The sequence below is a fragment of the Hymenobacter glacieicola genome (assembly GCF_014640315.1).
GTDB lineage: Bacteria > Bacteroidota > Bacteroidia > Cytophagales > Hymenobacteraceae > Hymenobacter > Hymenobacter glacieicola.
The window spans coordinates 22,419-36,575 of record NZ_BMGS01000003.1 but is presented as its reverse complement, the minus strand read 5'-3'; the positions used below and the strand labels follow the sequence as shown (position 1 = coordinate 36,575).

General features: G+C 59.7%; 14 protein-coding genes. 6 read left to right on the top strand and 8 right to left on the bottom strand.

What is annotated here, in order from left to right; translation table 11 throughout:
• The first annotated feature begins 83 nt into the window (after positions 1–83).
• Together IEW18_RS06030 and lipA are read left to right on the top strand one after the other, a co-directional pair.
• Positions 84–875 carry a hypothetical protein gene (locus tag IEW18_RS06030; protein WP_188556933.1) on the top strand — a complete coding sequence of 264 codons (792 nt, stop codon included), beginning with the start codon at positions 84–86 and terminating at the stop codon, positions 873–875.
• A 146-nt stretch (positions 876–1,021) separates the two neighbouring features.
• Positions 1,022–1,924: a lipoyl synthase gene (gene lipA / locus IEW18_RS06025; protein ID WP_373285710.1), complete on the top strand. Its 903-nt coding sequence runs from the start codon at positions 1,022–1,024 to the stop codon at positions 1,922–1,924.
• A 139-nt stretch (positions 1,925–2,063) separates the two neighbouring features.
• Here the strand turns inward: lipA and IEW18_RS06020 are convergent, their stop codons facing one another.
• The gene (locus IEW18_RS06020; RefSeq protein ID WP_188556932.1) at positions 2,064–2,669 is read right to left on the bottom strand and encodes a DUF4136 domain-containing protein; all 606 of its coding nucleotides are present in this window, start codon (positions 2,667–2,669) and stop codon (positions 2,064–2,066) included.
• A 212-nt stretch (positions 2,670–2,881) separates the two neighbouring features.
• Here IEW18_RS06020 and IEW18_RS06015 point away from each other — a divergent pair, with 212 nt between their 5' ends.
• Positions 2,882–3,175, top strand: coding sequence for a hypothetical protein (locus IEW18_RS06015; protein ID WP_188556931.1), 294 nt, complete (start codon positions 2,882–2,884; stop codon positions 3,173–3,175).
• A gap of 115 nt (positions 3,176–3,290) precedes the next feature.
• Here IEW18_RS06015 and gcvP read toward each other — a convergent pair whose 3' ends face one another.
• A complete protein-coding gene (gene gcvP, locus IEW18_RS06010; protein ID WP_188556930.1) occupies positions 3,291–6,215 on the bottom strand; it encodes an aminomethyl-transferring glycine dehydrogenase in 2,925 nt (974 codons plus the stop codon).
• A gap of 200 nt (positions 6,216–6,415) precedes the next feature.
• Between gcvP and IEW18_RS06005 the strand changes: the two genes are divergently transcribed.
• The gene (locus IEW18_RS06005) at positions 6,416–7,633 is read left to right on the top strand and encodes an NAD(P)-dependent oxidoreductase (RefSeq protein ID WP_188556929.1); all 1,218 of its coding nucleotides are present in this window, start codon (positions 6,416–6,418) and stop codon (positions 7,631–7,633) included.
• A gap of 197 nt (positions 7,634–7,830) precedes the next feature.
• Here the strand turns inward: IEW18_RS06005 and IEW18_RS06000 are convergent, their stop codons facing one another.
• The 5 genes from IEW18_RS06000 to IEW18_RS05980 all read right to left on the bottom strand — a co-directional run bounded on the left by IEW18_RS06000 (position 7,831) and on the right by IEW18_RS05980 (position 11,311).
• Positions 7,831–8,658 (bottom strand): DUF1206 domain-containing protein, encoded by an 828-nt coding sequence (locus IEW18_RS06000; protein WP_188556928.1) that lies wholly within the window; start codon positions 8,656–8,658, stop codon positions 7,831–7,833.
• A gap of 46 nt (positions 8,659–8,704) precedes the next feature.
• Entirely contained in the window at positions 8,705–9,166 is a 462-nt protein-coding gene (locus tag IEW18_RS05995) for a hypothetical protein (RefSeq protein WP_188556927.1), read from the bottom strand.
• A gap of 258 nt (positions 9,167–9,424) precedes the next feature.
• Positions 9,425–9,643, bottom strand: a complete 219-nt coding sequence (locus IEW18_RS05990) for a CsbD family protein (RefSeq protein ID WP_188556926.1) — start codon at positions 9,641–9,643, stop codon at positions 9,425–9,427.
• A 293-nt stretch (positions 9,644–9,936) separates the two neighbouring features.
• Positions 9,937–10,530 carry a hypothetical protein gene (locus tag IEW18_RS05985; RefSeq protein ID WP_188556925.1) on the bottom strand — a complete coding sequence of 198 codons (594 nt, stop codon included), beginning with the start codon at positions 10,528–10,530 and terminating at the stop codon, positions 9,937–9,939.
• A gap of 31 nt (positions 10,531–10,561) precedes the next feature.
• Positions 10,562–11,311: a hypothetical protein gene (locus tag IEW18_RS05980; RefSeq protein ID WP_188556924.1), complete on the bottom strand. Its 750-nt coding sequence runs from the start codon at positions 11,309–11,311 to the stop codon at positions 10,562–10,564.
• Between the two features lie 208 nt (positions 11,312–11,519).
• On the opposite strand from IEW18_RS05980, the gene IEW18_RS05975 reads away from it, so the two are divergent.
• The gene (locus tag IEW18_RS05975; protein ID WP_188556923.1) at positions 11,520–13,055 is read left to right on the top strand and encodes a hypothetical protein; all 1,536 of its coding nucleotides are present in this window, start codon (positions 11,520–11,522) and stop codon (positions 13,053–13,055) included.
• A 74-nt stretch (positions 13,056–13,129) separates the two neighbouring features.
• Here IEW18_RS05975 and IEW18_RS05970 read toward each other — a convergent pair whose 3' ends face one another.
• Positions 13,130–13,492, bottom strand: coding sequence for a hypothetical protein (locus tag IEW18_RS05970; RefSeq protein WP_188556922.1), 363 nt, complete (start codon positions 13,490–13,492; stop codon positions 13,130–13,132).
• Positions 13,493–13,690: 198 nt separating this feature from the next.
• On the opposite strand from IEW18_RS05970, the gene IEW18_RS05965 reads away from it, so the two are divergent.
• Complete coding sequence (locus IEW18_RS05965) at positions 13,691–14,152, top strand: DUF6799 domain-containing protein (RefSeq protein ID WP_188556921.1); 462 nt, start codon at positions 13,691–13,693, stop codon at positions 14,150–14,152.
• The last annotated feature ends 5 nt before the right edge of the window (positions 14,153–14,157 follow it).

Here is a 14,157-nt window from a genome sequence, read left to right as displayed (position 1 = left end):
ATTTACGTACTTTCGATAGGGTTGCCGGTGGTCTGAAGCTGCGGCGCCCACAATTTTCCTACCGTTCCTTCCTTCCCCGAACCGTGCGCACTCCGTTCGTTCTTGGCTGCGGCCTGCTGCTGGCAGCCCTGGGGGCTGCTCCGGTGGCCCAGGCCCAGCAAACCCAGGTTACTTCCTCCAGCAACGATGAGCCTTCGTACCGCAAGGAATTTACCTACGGCGTTAACTTCAATACCCGGGGCGGCCTGATTGGCGGCGCTTCCGTGCGCTCCACCCGCCTGCTGAACCAGGACTGGTCGCGCTTCTGGAGCTTGGAGGCCGTGGAAATCAAGCACCCCAAGGAGCAGAAGGTAGCCACGCGCTACGGCGGCTCCTACGTGTATGGCAAAAGCAACTATTTGTTTGCCATCCGGCCCTCAGTGGGCCTGCAGCGGGTAATCTTCCGCAAGGCGCCGGAGTCGGGCGTGCAGGTAAATGCGCTGGTGGGGGCCGGGCCTACCATTGGGTTGCTCATGCCCTATTACATTAGCTACGACTACAGCAACGGCCAAGGCAACCCCAGCGCCTCCGACATCCGCAACGAGCAGTACAATCCTGACATTCACCGGGCCCCCGATTTGATAGTTGACCGGGCGCCGTTGTTTTCGGGCGCTGGCGAAACCAAGCCGGCCCTTGGGGCTCACTTGCGCGGCGCCCTGAGCTTCGAGTACGGCCGCTACCGGGATGCCGTGGCCGGGGTAGAAGTGGGGTTCCTGCTGGAAACCTACGCCAAGGACCCCGCCATCATTCGGGTGGCCCAGATACCCGACAAAGACCTGAACGACCAGTTTTTGCCCTCCGTTTACCTGACGCTTTACTTGGGTACCAGAAATTAAAAAAGTGAAAAACAGCCCCCGGAGCCATCCTTCGGGGGCTGTTGCCTTTTCCGGGGAAGCCGCGAAACCACAAGCGGGGCGGAATTGTCTTAGAGGCTGACTCTGTAGCAACCCATTCCCCTTACCTTTGCAACATGGATGAACTGTTGCTGACCCTGCCCATCATTCAGCCCGTGGCGGCTGCTCCCGTAGCGCCTGCCAAACCGCGCAAACCCGATTGGCTGCGCGTGAAGCTGCCCGTGGGCCCGGCCTACGCCAATGTCCGCCGCCTGGTGGATGAACACAAGCTGCATACCATCTGCGAAAGCGGCAACTGCCCAAACATGGGGGAGTGCTGGGGCGCGGGTACGGCTACCTTCATGATTCTGGGCAACGTGTGCACGCGCTCCTGCTCGTTCTGCGCGGTGGCTACCGGCCGCCCCACCGAATACGACCTCGATGAGCCGCGCCGGGTAGCCGAAGCCATTCAGCTCATGGGCGTAAAGCACGCCGTTATTACTTCCGTCAACCGCGACGAGCTCAAGGACCGGGGCGCCAGCGTGTGGTACGAAACCGTGGTGCAAACCAAGCTGCTTTCGCCTACCACTACCATTGAAACCCTGATTCCCGACGTGAAAGCCAACTGGGACGCCTTGGATACCATGATTGCCGGCGGCCAGGAGGTGGTGTCGCACAACATGGAAACCGTGGGTAGCCTCTACCGCCTCGTGCGTCCCCAGGCCAAGTACGACCGGAGCCTGGAGCAAATTCGCCGCACCAAGCAGGCTGGCAAGCGCACCAAGTCGGGTATTATGCTGGGCCTGGGCGAAACCAAGGACGAGATGTACCAGGCCATGGACGACCTCGCCGCCAACGGCCTCGACATCCTGACCCTGGGTCAGTACTTGCAGCCAACCAAGCGCCACATTGAGGTAGCCGAGTTTATTCACCCTGACCTCTTCGCCCACTACCGGGAAGAAGGCCTGAAGCGCGGCCTGAAGTACGTGGAAAGCGGCCCGCTGGTGCGCTCCAGCTACCACGCCGAGCGCCACGTAAACGTACCTATTTAGCAACTCGCTTAGCTAACAGAAACAACAAGGCCCCGCTCTGGTATAGAGTGGGGCCTTGTTGTTTATCGTATCTTCAGAAAAGAAAAAATCTACCCCACATAGCGCAGGATAGGTTTTCAGAAACAGGACTGCTGGCAGTTTAGCGGCTGGCCTGCTCCGCGCCGGGAGGATAAGTGCCCAGAATGCTGGTCACGATGCGCTGTACTTCGGTTTCGGAAATGGTCTGGTTGTCGACCTGGGCCTGACCCTGACCACGCCACGCCAACTCCTTGCGGCGGGCATCTACGAAGTCAAGAATTACGGTGCCGGCTTTGTACTCGATAACTCCTTGGTTGAAGCCACGGCCGTACCAGCCACCCCAGCCGTAGCCGTAGGGATACCCGTAGGGGCCGTAGCCGCCCGTGGTGCGCTGCTTGTCCTCGACGCGGGCACTGTACGCCACGTACACATCAGGGTTCTTTTCAACCTGAGAAAGGCCTTTCTGGGCGAGCTGCTGCTCCACGGCGCTCCGGATGCGCTTATCCAGGAACGACTCGTAGCCTTTAGCCGGGCCACCTTCCGTATCGGTTGGTTGCTGCGGGTACCAGGCCCAGGTTTTGTAGGCGCGGAAGTTTACAGAATGATCAAAATCGTTGCTAACCCCAACACGAGCCGAGGTAGCACAGCCACTCACGCCCAGGAGCAGGGTTAACCCCAGCACCGACAACGTCAGGGGGAGGGCCAAGAATTTCGGAATACGGTTCATAGGAAGAAATCAGTAGGGATGAAAGCCACCAGACGCGGACAAACCCGAAGTTCCTGGCTAGCTCTGCCGAATAAACAGTAGTACGCTCCAGGTCGTTCCCCGGGAAATAGGATGCTTGCAGAATAATTAAGCGAAGAATCCGCCTAGGAAAATTCCTTTCCGTCTTAAAATGTGCCTATCTTTTGGGGAGCTATTTCTCCACGTACGGACCTATGAAAAAACATCTACTTTGCCTGAGCAGCCTAGCCCTGCTCGCCTCTTGCAGCGCCACCAGCAACGAATCCCGTTCCAACCAAGCAACCACGGGGCCCGTGGCCCACAACACCGTGGTAGAGTGCATCTTGTACGATGGAATGACGAAAGAATCGCAGCAACTCACGACCGTTGGCTCCGGCAATGAAGTGCAGGTGATGGACACGGTGGACGCTCACTTCGTGAAAGTACGGGTGACAGCGGCCGGCAAGACCCAGAACGGCTACATGTACCGTACCTGCTTCTCTAAGTAAGGATATTGCTTACGCGCCTCTGAGCCCGTCAGGAAAATATACCAGACGCAAAAAGCCCCGGCTAAGCCATAGCCGGGGCTTTTTGTGGGTGCTTATTTAAACTACTGTTTAGTACTTAGTACGAAGGACCTTTGTCAGTATCCACGAGCTGCTCCTCGGCATCTACGTACTGCTCCAGCGGGGTGCAGGAGCAGATCAGGTTCCGGTCGCCGTAGGCCGAGTCGATGCGCGACACGGCGGGCCAGAACTTGTAGGCGCGGGCGTGCTCGGTGGGATACACGGCTTCCTCGCGGGTGTAGGGGCGGGTCCACTCGTGAGTCAGAACGGTGGCGGCGGTGTGCGGAGCGTGCTTAAGCACGTTGTCCTTGGCATCGGCCCGGCCTTCTTCCACGGCGGCAATTTCTTTCCGGATGGAAATCATGGCCTCAATGAAGCGGTCCAGCTCCTCCTTGCTTTCTGATTCCGTGGGCTCCACCATCAGCGTGCCCGCCACCGGGAAGGATACCGTGGGGGCGTGGAAGCCGTAGTCCATCAGGCGCTTGGCAATGTCCTCCACCTCAATACCGGTCTTCTTGAACTGGCGGCAGTCGAGAATCATTTCGTGGGCGCAGCGGCCGTTGGCGCCGGTGTAGAGCACGGGGTAGTGCGCCTCCAGGCGGGCCTTAATGTAGTTAGCGTTCAGGATGGCCGTGCGGGTAGCCTGGGTTAGCCCCTCGCCGCCCATCATGTTGATGTAGGCGTAGCTGATGGGCAGAATGCTGGCCGAACCCCACGGCGCCGAGGTTACGGCGCCGGCCGTGCGGCCATCGGCATCAACTAACACGTGGCCGGAAAGGTAGGGGGCCAGATCGGCCACCACCCCGATGGGGCCTACGCCAGGCCCGCCGCCGCCGTGCGGAATGCAGAACGTTTTGTGCAGGTTCAGGTGGCACACGTCGGCCCCAATGGTAGCGGGCGAGGTGAGGCCTACCTGGGCGTTCATGTTGGCGCCGTCCATGTACACGCGGCCGCCGTGGTTATGGACAGTCTGGCAGATGTCGATGATGGTTTCCTCGTACACGCCGTGGGTGCTGGGGTAGGTCACCATCAGGCAGCTCAGCTTGTCGGCGTACTGGGCGGCTTTGGCCTTGAGGTCCTCCACGTCGATGTTGCCTTCCTCGGTGCTCTTCACCACCACTACCTGCATGCCGGCCATGACGGCCGAAGCGGGGTTGGTGCCGTGGGCCGAGGCCGGAATCAGGGCCACGTTGCGGTGCTGGTCGCCGCGGGCATCGTGGTAGCCTTTAATGGCCAGCAGGCCGGCGTACTCGCCCTGGGCCCCGGAGTTGGGCTGCAGCGAAACGGCCGCAAAGCCCGTTACCTCGCAGAGCCACGCTTCCAGGTCGCGGAAGATTTCAGCGTAGCCCTGGGCCTGTTCCCGCGGGGCGAAGGGGTGCAAACCGCCAATTTCCGGCCACGTTACCGGAATCATTTCGGCGGTAGCGTTCAGCTTCATGGTGCAGGAACCCAGCGGAATCATGGAGTGAGCCAAGCTCAAATCCTTGTTTTCCAGCTGCTTCATGTAGCGCAGCATCTCCGTCTCGGAGTGGTGGGTATTGAAGACGGGATGGGTCAGGTATTCGCTCTTACGGATCAGCTCATTGGTCCAGTTTACCGATACTTCGGCGGGTAGCGTTACCTGCGGCGCGTCTTTACCCAGGACCTTGGCAAACACGGCCACGATGTCCTGCACATCCTCGATTTCGGTGTTCTGGTGCAAGGAAATGCCCACGCGGGGCGAGCCGTGCTCCTCGAAGTAGCGGAAGTTGATGCCCGCCGCTTCGGCCTCCTGCCGGATGGCCTGCTGCAGCTCGGCACTTTCCAGCTTGATATCCAGCGTGTCGAAGTAGAACTCGTTGCGCTGGTTCAGGCCCAGGCCGGTCAGGGCGCCGGCCAGCGTCTGGGCTAGCGTGTGCACGTTGGCGGCAAACTGCCGGATGCGCTGGGGGCCGTGGTACACGGCGTACATGCCCGCCAGCACCGACAGCAGCACCTGCGCCGTGCAAATGTTGGAGGTAGCTTTTTCGCGGCGAATGTGCTGCTCGCGGGTTTGCAGGGCCATGCGGTAAGCCTTGTTGCCAGCGGCGTCAATGCTCTGGCCGATGATACGGCCCGGAATCACGCGCTTAAAAGCATCCTTAGTGGCCAGGAAACCGGCGTGCGGTCCGCCGTAGCCCATGGGCACGCCAAAGCGCTGGGAGTTACCTACCACGGCATCGGCCCCCATTTCGCCGGGCGGCGTGAGCAGGGTCAGGGCCAGCAGGTCGGCGGCTACGGTCACGAACAGGTTATTGTCGTGGGCCTGGGCAATAAAGTCGGTGTAGTCGTACACGGCCCCATCGGCGGCGGGATACTGCAAAATGGCCCCGAACAACGTTTCGTCGGTTAGGTCAATCGTGCGGTGGTCGCCTACTACCAGCTCAATGCCCAGGGGTGTGGCGCGGGTGCGCAGCACGTCAATGGTTTGGGGCAATACCTGTTCCGAGACGAAGTAGCGGGTAGCATTCTTCTTCTTGGTCAGGGAGTGGAACATGTGCAGGGTCTCGGCGGCGGCGGTGCCTTCGTCGAGCAGGCTGGCGTTGGCAATTTCCAGGCCCGTGAGGTCAATTATCATCGTCTGATAATTGATGAGGGCTTCCAGGCGGCCCTGGGCAATTTCGGCCTGGTAGGGCGTATAAGCCGTGTACCAGCCCGGGTTCTCCAGAATGTTGCGCTGGATGACGGGAGGTAGCTGGGTGTCGTGGTAGCCCAGGCCGATGTAGTTCTTGAAGAGCTTATTCTTCCCGGCAATCTTCTTGAATTTCGCCAAAAAGGCCCGCTCCGTGAGGGCTGCGGGCAGGTTCAGCGGCTTTTGCAAGCGGATGGCGGCCGGCACGGTTTCGTCGATGAGCTGGTCAATCGACTCCACACCGATGGTGCGCAGCATCTGGGCTACGGCAGCGTCGTCGGGGCCGTTGTGGCGGTCCACGAACACATCAGCGGGCTTGGGTTGAAGCAACATAAAAGAAGGGGTGAGGGTGGCAACAGAACAGGCCCAGGGGTAGGCCCTTGACAAAGGTAGCGCGAAACGGCTTCACAGGTAAGTCCTAAAACCCGCAAATGTTTGGCCTTGTTCCGCCGCTACGCACCAGCGGGAGCAGCACCACGGCACAGGTAAATTTTTTTGCCCAGATTGAGGCCCCATCCTACCCATTCTACCCCATGCGCCCCATAACCATTGGCCTGATTTGCGAAGGAAAAGTCCCGCCCGACAAGCGCGTACCGCTCACCCCCAAGAAATGCGCCGAAGCCGAAGCGCGGTTTCCGGGCCTGAAGCTGGTGGTGCAGGAAAGCCCGGTCCGCTGCTTTTCGGATCAGGAATACCGCAGCCTGGGCATTGAGGTGCGCCCCGAGGTAGCCGACTGCGACATTCTCATGGGCGTGAAGGAAGTGCCAGTCGCTCAGCTTATTCCCAATAAAACCTACCTGTTTTTTTCGCACACCGTGAAAAAGCAGCCGGCCAACCGGGAACTGCTACGGCAGGTGCTGGCCAAGAACATTACCCTCATCGACTACGAAATGCTGACCAACGAGCAGGGCGAAAGAATTGTGGCTTTCGGGCGTTGGGCCGGTATTGTGGGCGCTTACAATGCCCTGCTCACCTACGGCCGCAAGCACGGCCTGTATGAGCTAAAGCCCGCCTACCAGTGCGTCGACATGGAGGACATGCAGGAGGAGTTCTTTAAGGTGAAGAAGCTGCCGCCCATCAAAATTGCCGTTACCGGCTCCGGCCGCGTGGCCCAGGGCGCCGTGGAAGTGCTAAACCTGATGCGCATCCGGCGGGTAAGCGTGTACGACTACCTCTACCAGGACTTCAACGAGCCGGTGTACACCCAGCTGCGCAGCGCCGATTACAACCGCCGCGACGGCCGCGTGTGGGATACGCCCGATTTTCACCGCAACCCCCAGGAGTACGAATCCACGTTTCAGAATTTCCTGCCCGTTACCAACCTTTTAATAGCCTGCGCCTACTGGCATCCGGCCGCGCCCAAGCTGTTTACCCTGGAGGATACCTGCCGCGCCCACTTCCGCATCGACACTATTGCCGACGTGACCTGCGACGTGAACGGCTCCATTCCGACCACGTTGCGCAGCAGCAGCATTCAGGAGCCCGCCTTCGACTACAACTGCCAGACCCGGCAGCTGGAGCCTGCTTACTCCCGCCCCAACAACATCACCGTTATGGCCGTGGACAACCTGCCCTGCGAGCTACCCCGCAACGCTAGCCGCGACTTCGGCCGTCAGCTCATCGATAACGTGTTACCCCACTTGGTGCACGCACACGGCCCCGATGAGGTAGTAGAACGGGCCACCATTGCCCGCGGCGGCCAGCTCACGGAACGGTATCAATACCTGGCTGATTATGTAGCCGTTGGTTAGTTGTTGGTTGTAGTCGGTAGCTGTCAGATATCAGCAAAAGGCTGTCATCCAGAGCGGGAGCGAAGGACCTTGTCACGTTTAGACGATTCGTTATAACGAGGTCGTTCAGGCGTGATAAGGTTCTTCGCTCCCGCTCTGGATGACAGCCTTTTGCTACCAATTGCCAAGTAAGCAGCTACTACCAGCCAGCAACTACATCAGATGCGCAGCACGGGGTAGCGGGCCTGTACCAGCATGTAGAACCCGTAGGCCATCAGGCCCAGGGCCACGATTCCCAGCACGGCCGGGCCCATGGTAGCCAGCAGATCAAAAGCTTCGCCGGTAGTGCCAACAGCTGCGGCGCGCGACTGCTGGCCCGCCTGCACAAAGAAGTAGCCGATGAGGCTCATTACAATGCCCCGGGCCGTGTAGCCCACTTGGCCGGCGCGGTACACTACCTGCTGCTGGTTGGCCGGTAGCCCGCTGGCGTTTACGTGCTTATGGAAAGAACCAGAATACGCCTTGTAAATTTGGTAGATGCCACCGCCAATGATAGCTAGGCCAAGGGCCATGATAATCCAGTCGCCGGCGGGCCAGCTCAGGATTTTTGCGGTTAGAGTCTGTTGGCCGTTGCCGCTGCTATCCGCCGAGCCATTCAGCGCCAGTTGGGCGGCATACCAGGCCACACTGGCGTAGAGCAGGCCGCTGCCTGCGTAGCCCAGGCGCCGGCCGAGGCCTTTGGCACCGGAGCCTTTTTGCTCGGTGTCGATTAGGGCCTGGGTAAACCGCCAAATAATGTAGCCGAGCAAACCAAAGGCAACCAGGCCCAGCAAAACCGAGCCGCCGGGCAAATCTTGCAGCGTTTGCACGGCCTGCTTTTTGTCGGCAGTTTGGCCGCCCTGTTGGCCAGTAGCCGCCAATAGGGCCAGAATTCCCATCAGGAGGTAGACTACGCCCTTGGCGGCAAAACCAAAACGCGCCAGGGCCCGGATGCCCGAGGAAGGCGAGTTGGGCACGGCAGAAAGTACAGTATCGGCAGCAGACATAGGGTAGGGGAGCTAGGTGAAGGATACCCCCACTACGGGAGAAAGCTCAACTAAGGTTAGGCTGAGGCGCCGCCACGGAGTGCGTCAGTAGGCCCGGGGGCTGATAAATATGGGCGCCGCAGCGCAGCAAGGCCTCGTTTTGGGGCAGGTCCAGCGTAATGATGGGCTTGCAGCGGGCTGCCTCGCTTTGCAATAGCCGTTCCAGGTTGCCCCCTGGCGTGACGTAGGGAATAAAAAAGCGCTCGGCCAGCTCCACCAGCAGCAGGTCGCGGATGTCGGCCGCTTCCTGAGTGACCGTTGAAACCGAGGGCTCGAAGGGCGACACGAACAGCAGCCGGCCGAGCTGAATGTCCCGTTCGTAGTCAAATGGCAAGTTGGGCTGGATGCCCCGGCCCAGTACGTACACAATAGGCTGCTGCAGATCCTGCCGCAAAAACCGAAAGACGGACTGCTCCAGCCGGGAATTAAACCCTGAAACCACGCAGTAGCCGAGCTGACGCTGTTCCATGGCCCAGAGGTAGGTAGTCCGTTGAACGCTCACTGGATATTCCCGGGAGCACAAAAATGCAGTTTTAGGTAGACGCAGCAGGGCCGCGTTGCCTAATGTTCTTAATTCTTCAGCCACCATCTTTCTTCCTCCTTACACGTGTTAAGTTATAAATAATATGCAATAGGTTATATGTTGCGCAGCTTCAACTACTTATAAAAAAGCAGCGCCCGACACTAGCGTAGTGTCGGGCGCTGCTCTTCGTGGCGTGGTAGGCACTTAGAAAGTGCGCTGGAACCAGGTTTTGATGTCGTCGATGGTTTCACCGGTTTTTGCCTGCAAGCGGCCAAACCATTCGTCCTGTTTGCCTTCTTCGTAGTGCAGGTCGTCGTCGGTGAGGTTGCCCCACTTCTGCTTGGCCTGTCCTTTTACTTCGTTCCAGTTACCTCGAGCACGCAGTTCGGTGGAGTCGTTGATGCCGTTGTTATTAGCGTCCATGGGAAAGGGGGTTAAGTAGGTGGATACCCGGTGTACGGTCCAGCTTGGCGCGGGGTTATGCTGAAGTTCCACTGGGTGGGCCCCGGGTTACACTGAACGTATCCAGTAACGAGCACCTACCTAACCCTTTTCCGGCTGCGGTAGAAACCAAAATCTTACTTGCCCCACCGCAGGGTAAGCCCCGATAGTGCACAGTACTTAATTAGCCTTGCTCCAGGAGGGTAAGCGTTGCTACTTCCTGGCAAGTGACGGAATTATAGAAGCGGGAAAGGGCGGCCTGCTCCAGCCCGCGGCTACATATGGTTGATGGTGGAAAGTGCAATGAGCACCCATAGGGCGGACCCAACCACTAGGCCTGTGCCAAAACCGGCGGCGGCTTTGCCTACCTTTTTGCGCTGCGCCTGCTTTTCGTAGCCCCGCATGTAGTTTGCATCCGCTTGGCGCATGGGGTCGGGCACGCGCAGGTTGTATTCCTTCGGGGGCGTCACGGCAATGGCCGTGCCGGTAGCCAGGCCGCCCAGGCCACCCAGCACGGGTATGGTGGCGGCCGTAGCCCCAAACGTACCCCAGAATGCGCCCGGAGCCTTAAAATGCACGCGGGCATCGTGGCGGCCCTGGGCGTAAGCTTCTGTTGGGTTGAGGGCGGGGGCCGGGGCAGCCAGGTTGCGTAGCACCTCCTTCGTGCCATTGGCGTAGCGGATCAGAAATACCTGCGCGGCGGGCAGCTGCATGGTATCGGCGGTGGCGCTTACGTAGGTAATGCGCTCTGGCGTGATGGTCAGAACTTTACCCGGAGTTTCGGTGCCATCAGCTTGCAGGATAATGTCCTGGGCCGTGGTGCGCAGCGTCAGGAGTAAGCCGCAGAGGAAGAGTAGAATAAAGCGCATGCGGATGGGAATAAGTAGGCGAAAAAATAAACTACCGACGGCGGGAGTTGAAGCCAAATAACAAGCTAAAGCGGGCTCCACCGTTGCCGGGAACTACCGCAAAATTCACCGGGAAATTGATTCCCTGGCTGCGGAAGGAAGTGCCCACGGCCAAAGCAATGCTGGCCCCGGCCGGCGACACGTTGGGCCCCAGGCCAAACTCGAAGCCCTTGGGCCCGCGAATCCCAATCAGCGCGTTCAGGCTGGGCAGAAACTTGCCTTGCTCCAGGCCGCCAATCAGGGGTACCAGCTCCAACAGGCCCGAGGTGCCGTTCTGCAGGCGGAAAATCCGGGTTTCAAACTGCCAGCCGAACTGCGTCAGGAATGGGTTGACGTTGTAATCCCGCTCGGCCTTGGCGGCAACTCCGCCGCTCAGGACGGTAAAGCCCAGGCGGGGGCCGTTCAACTGCACCTCCTCGTACATCGACTCCTCATCGCCGGGCACGGTTCCGGTTCTGGGGGCGGCTGCGCTACTACCCGCCGGTGGCGCGCTGGGTAGCGCACTGGCCCCACCCAGGAGCTCCTTCGTGCCGTTGGCGTAGCGAATCATGAACACGTCGGTGCGGCGCACCGTGATAAGCGGGCCGTCGGGGTTGTCGGTACGCTTGTATCGGATTTCGGTGGGGGTAATTTCCAGCACCTTTACCTGCAGCTCCTCCCCGCTGGATTTAGTAAGCAAATCCTGGGCCTGGACTACTACCCCAACCAAGACAAATAAGAAAGTAAACAGTATCCGGGTCATACAACGGAACAGAATGAGAGGGAGATAAATGATGAATCGAAGGTGAGTATTCAGAACCGATAACCCCAACCAGCTTTTGTTTTATTCAGACTATGCAATACTTATATACTAACAAATAAACTGCTGACAAACAACAAGTTGCGTAAATATATTCTGACTTATCGGTTGGAGAATTGGGGGATAACAAGCGGTGCTATATCTTCCGGACATGGATGATTTGCGTACCACATTACTTACTTTTTCTGCTGACGACCGGAAGGATTTCCGCCAGTTCATCCAGCGTCAGCGCCGCAAACAGAAAGGCCGCATGGACGTCCGTCTCTGCGACCTGCTCTTGCACCAGAAAGAGTATGCTACCGAGGAGCTGCTGGCCCGCTTGTACCCCGAGGAGCCCAACGCCGTGGCCTATTACGCCCTGCGCAAGCGCCTCATGCGCCACCTCACCGATTACCTGTTGCTGCGCCAGCGCCAGCAAGACCCCACGGCGGCTTCCTCCGTGCGCGGGCTCCTGACCCTGGCCCAGTACCTGTTTGAGGTAAGCGTGCCCCGGTTGGCTTGGAACACGGTGCGCAAAGCCGAAAAGCTGGCCCGCCAGAACGAGCAATACCAGCTGCTCAACACCGTGTACAACCTGCAGATTGCCCAGGCCGGTAGTAAGTACGCCGATGACTTGGCGGACATTATTCAGCGGCGCAACCTCAACAAAAAAGCGGCCGACGAAGAGGAGCGCGCCAACATTGCCGACAGCCTGATTCGGCAGCGCCTGCGCGAGGCGCGCGTGAAAGGCCGGGCCGGCGAGTCGTTCGATACCATTCTGCAGGACGTGTTGCGCGAGTATGATTTGCAGGAAGCCTTTGCCCGGCGCCCGGCCCTGCTTTACCGGCTCATGTCCATTGCCCGGGCGGCCATGCTCGTGCGCCGCGACTACCTCTCGTTTGCGCCCTTTGTGATGCGCTGCTACCACATCATGGAGAAGCGCCACGGCTTCCAGCCCGCCCACCGCGAGGCGCAGCTGGGCCTGCTCTACATGATTGCGCACTCCCTGTACCGCACTCGGCGGTTCCGCGAATCGGTGGAGTACCTGGAGCGGCTGCGGGCTGTGCTGGAAGCGGGCCCGAAACTGCAGGCTACCGAGCTGCTGGCCCGCTACACCTTCCTGCTGGCCGCCAACTACGCCTTTCTGCGCCGCAACGCCGACAGCATCCGGCTGCTGGAAGACATTCTGCGCACTCCGCTTACTTCCCGCGACCAGCTCACGGCCCGCCTGGGCCTGGGCTTCCATTATTTTGCCGAAGGGCAGTTTCAGAAAACCAACCAAATCTTGCTGGCTATTGGCCGCACCGACCACTGGTGCGAGCAGGAAATGGGCGTGGAGTGGGTGCTCAACCGCAACATGGGCGAAATGCTGACCCAGCTGGAACTCGGCAACCCCGATCTGGCCCTGAACCGGCTGCGGGCCATTGAGCGCCTGATTAAGGAGCGATTCGGGCCCGATGGCGGCGGCTACGCGGCCGTACTTTACTACCTGCAGCTGGTGCGCGATATTATCGATGAGCCTACCCTGGCCCGCACCCCGGAGTTTGTCGCCCGCGCGGCCAGTATTCCCTCCTTTGTACCCCTGGAGCAGGAGGACTTACAAGCCCTGAGCTTCTACAGCTGGTTGCAAGCCCGCATCGAAGGCCGCCCGTACTACGAGGTGCTGCTGGAGCTAGCCGGCGCTTCCGACGCGGCCCTGGTTAGCTAGGCAGATAGATACGAAAAGAGCCCGTGCTACTTAGCAGCACGGGCTCTTTAGAAGGCCAATAGCCTTGGCGGCAATTAGTCGTTTTGGGTGGCCGCGTTGATTTCGGCTTTGGCGTCAGCGGCGGCTTTGTCGGCGGCAGCTTCGGTTCGGTTGGCAGCAGCCTTGGTTTCGGCGGCGGCTTCGGTGGCGGCAGCTTCCGTTTTGTTAGCGGCGTTGTCGGCAGCATTTTCTACGGCCTGACCAGCGTTTTCAGCGGCGGCTTCGGTGGCGTTAGCGGCGTTGCTGGCTTCAGCAGCAGCGGCGTCGCCGGCGTTTTCGGCGGCAGCCTCCGTGTTGGCAGCGGCAGCATCGGCGTTTTCTTTGCCCTCCTGGGTGCAGGAAGTAGCAGCAAAAGCAACGGCAACGGCCAAGAACATCGATTTGAAGGTAGCTTTCATGATGTTAAAATGTAAAGTGAGGGTAGTTGGGAAGCACAACAGTTGCTGTTGCGTACGCTTTTATAACTCCCCGCGCAGAAGGTAACCCAGCCTCAGCCCAGATTTTGGCTTCTGCTTTGCACTTCTAACTTCCTGCCGGCTTCCGCGTACTGCGGGCAGCCCCTAACCGCTCAGCTTCCCTTGGAATTTCGCCTACCTATGTTGTCCCGATTAAGCCTACTGACCTGCTGCTTAGCCCTGATTTCCCACTGCGCTACCGCCCAGGCCAATGATGGTTTTCAGCGACGCGACGGGAGCATGTACCTGATCCGAAACGGGGAAAGCCGCCCCATGACCCACGACGTACGCCTGCCCAATGGCCGCCTGATTACCCGCGACGGGTTTGTGGTAGGGCGCGACGGAAGCCGGACCGAGGTGAAGGACGGCCAGGGCTGTTCTCTGCTTGGAGAAGCCGTGGCCACCAAGCCCCAGCCCGACGGGCGGGTGCTCTTGGCTACGGCTTCGGCTTCCCGCCCCAGCGGCCGCTCCACTTCCGCTTCCGTGAGCAGCTACCAGGCGGCCGTGTGGCAGTGGCTGGAAGGCCGGGGCAAGGGCAAAGGGCACGGCAAGGGCAAAGGGCACGGCAAGTACAAGCGCAAACACAAGCGCAACGACGATTAGCGCCC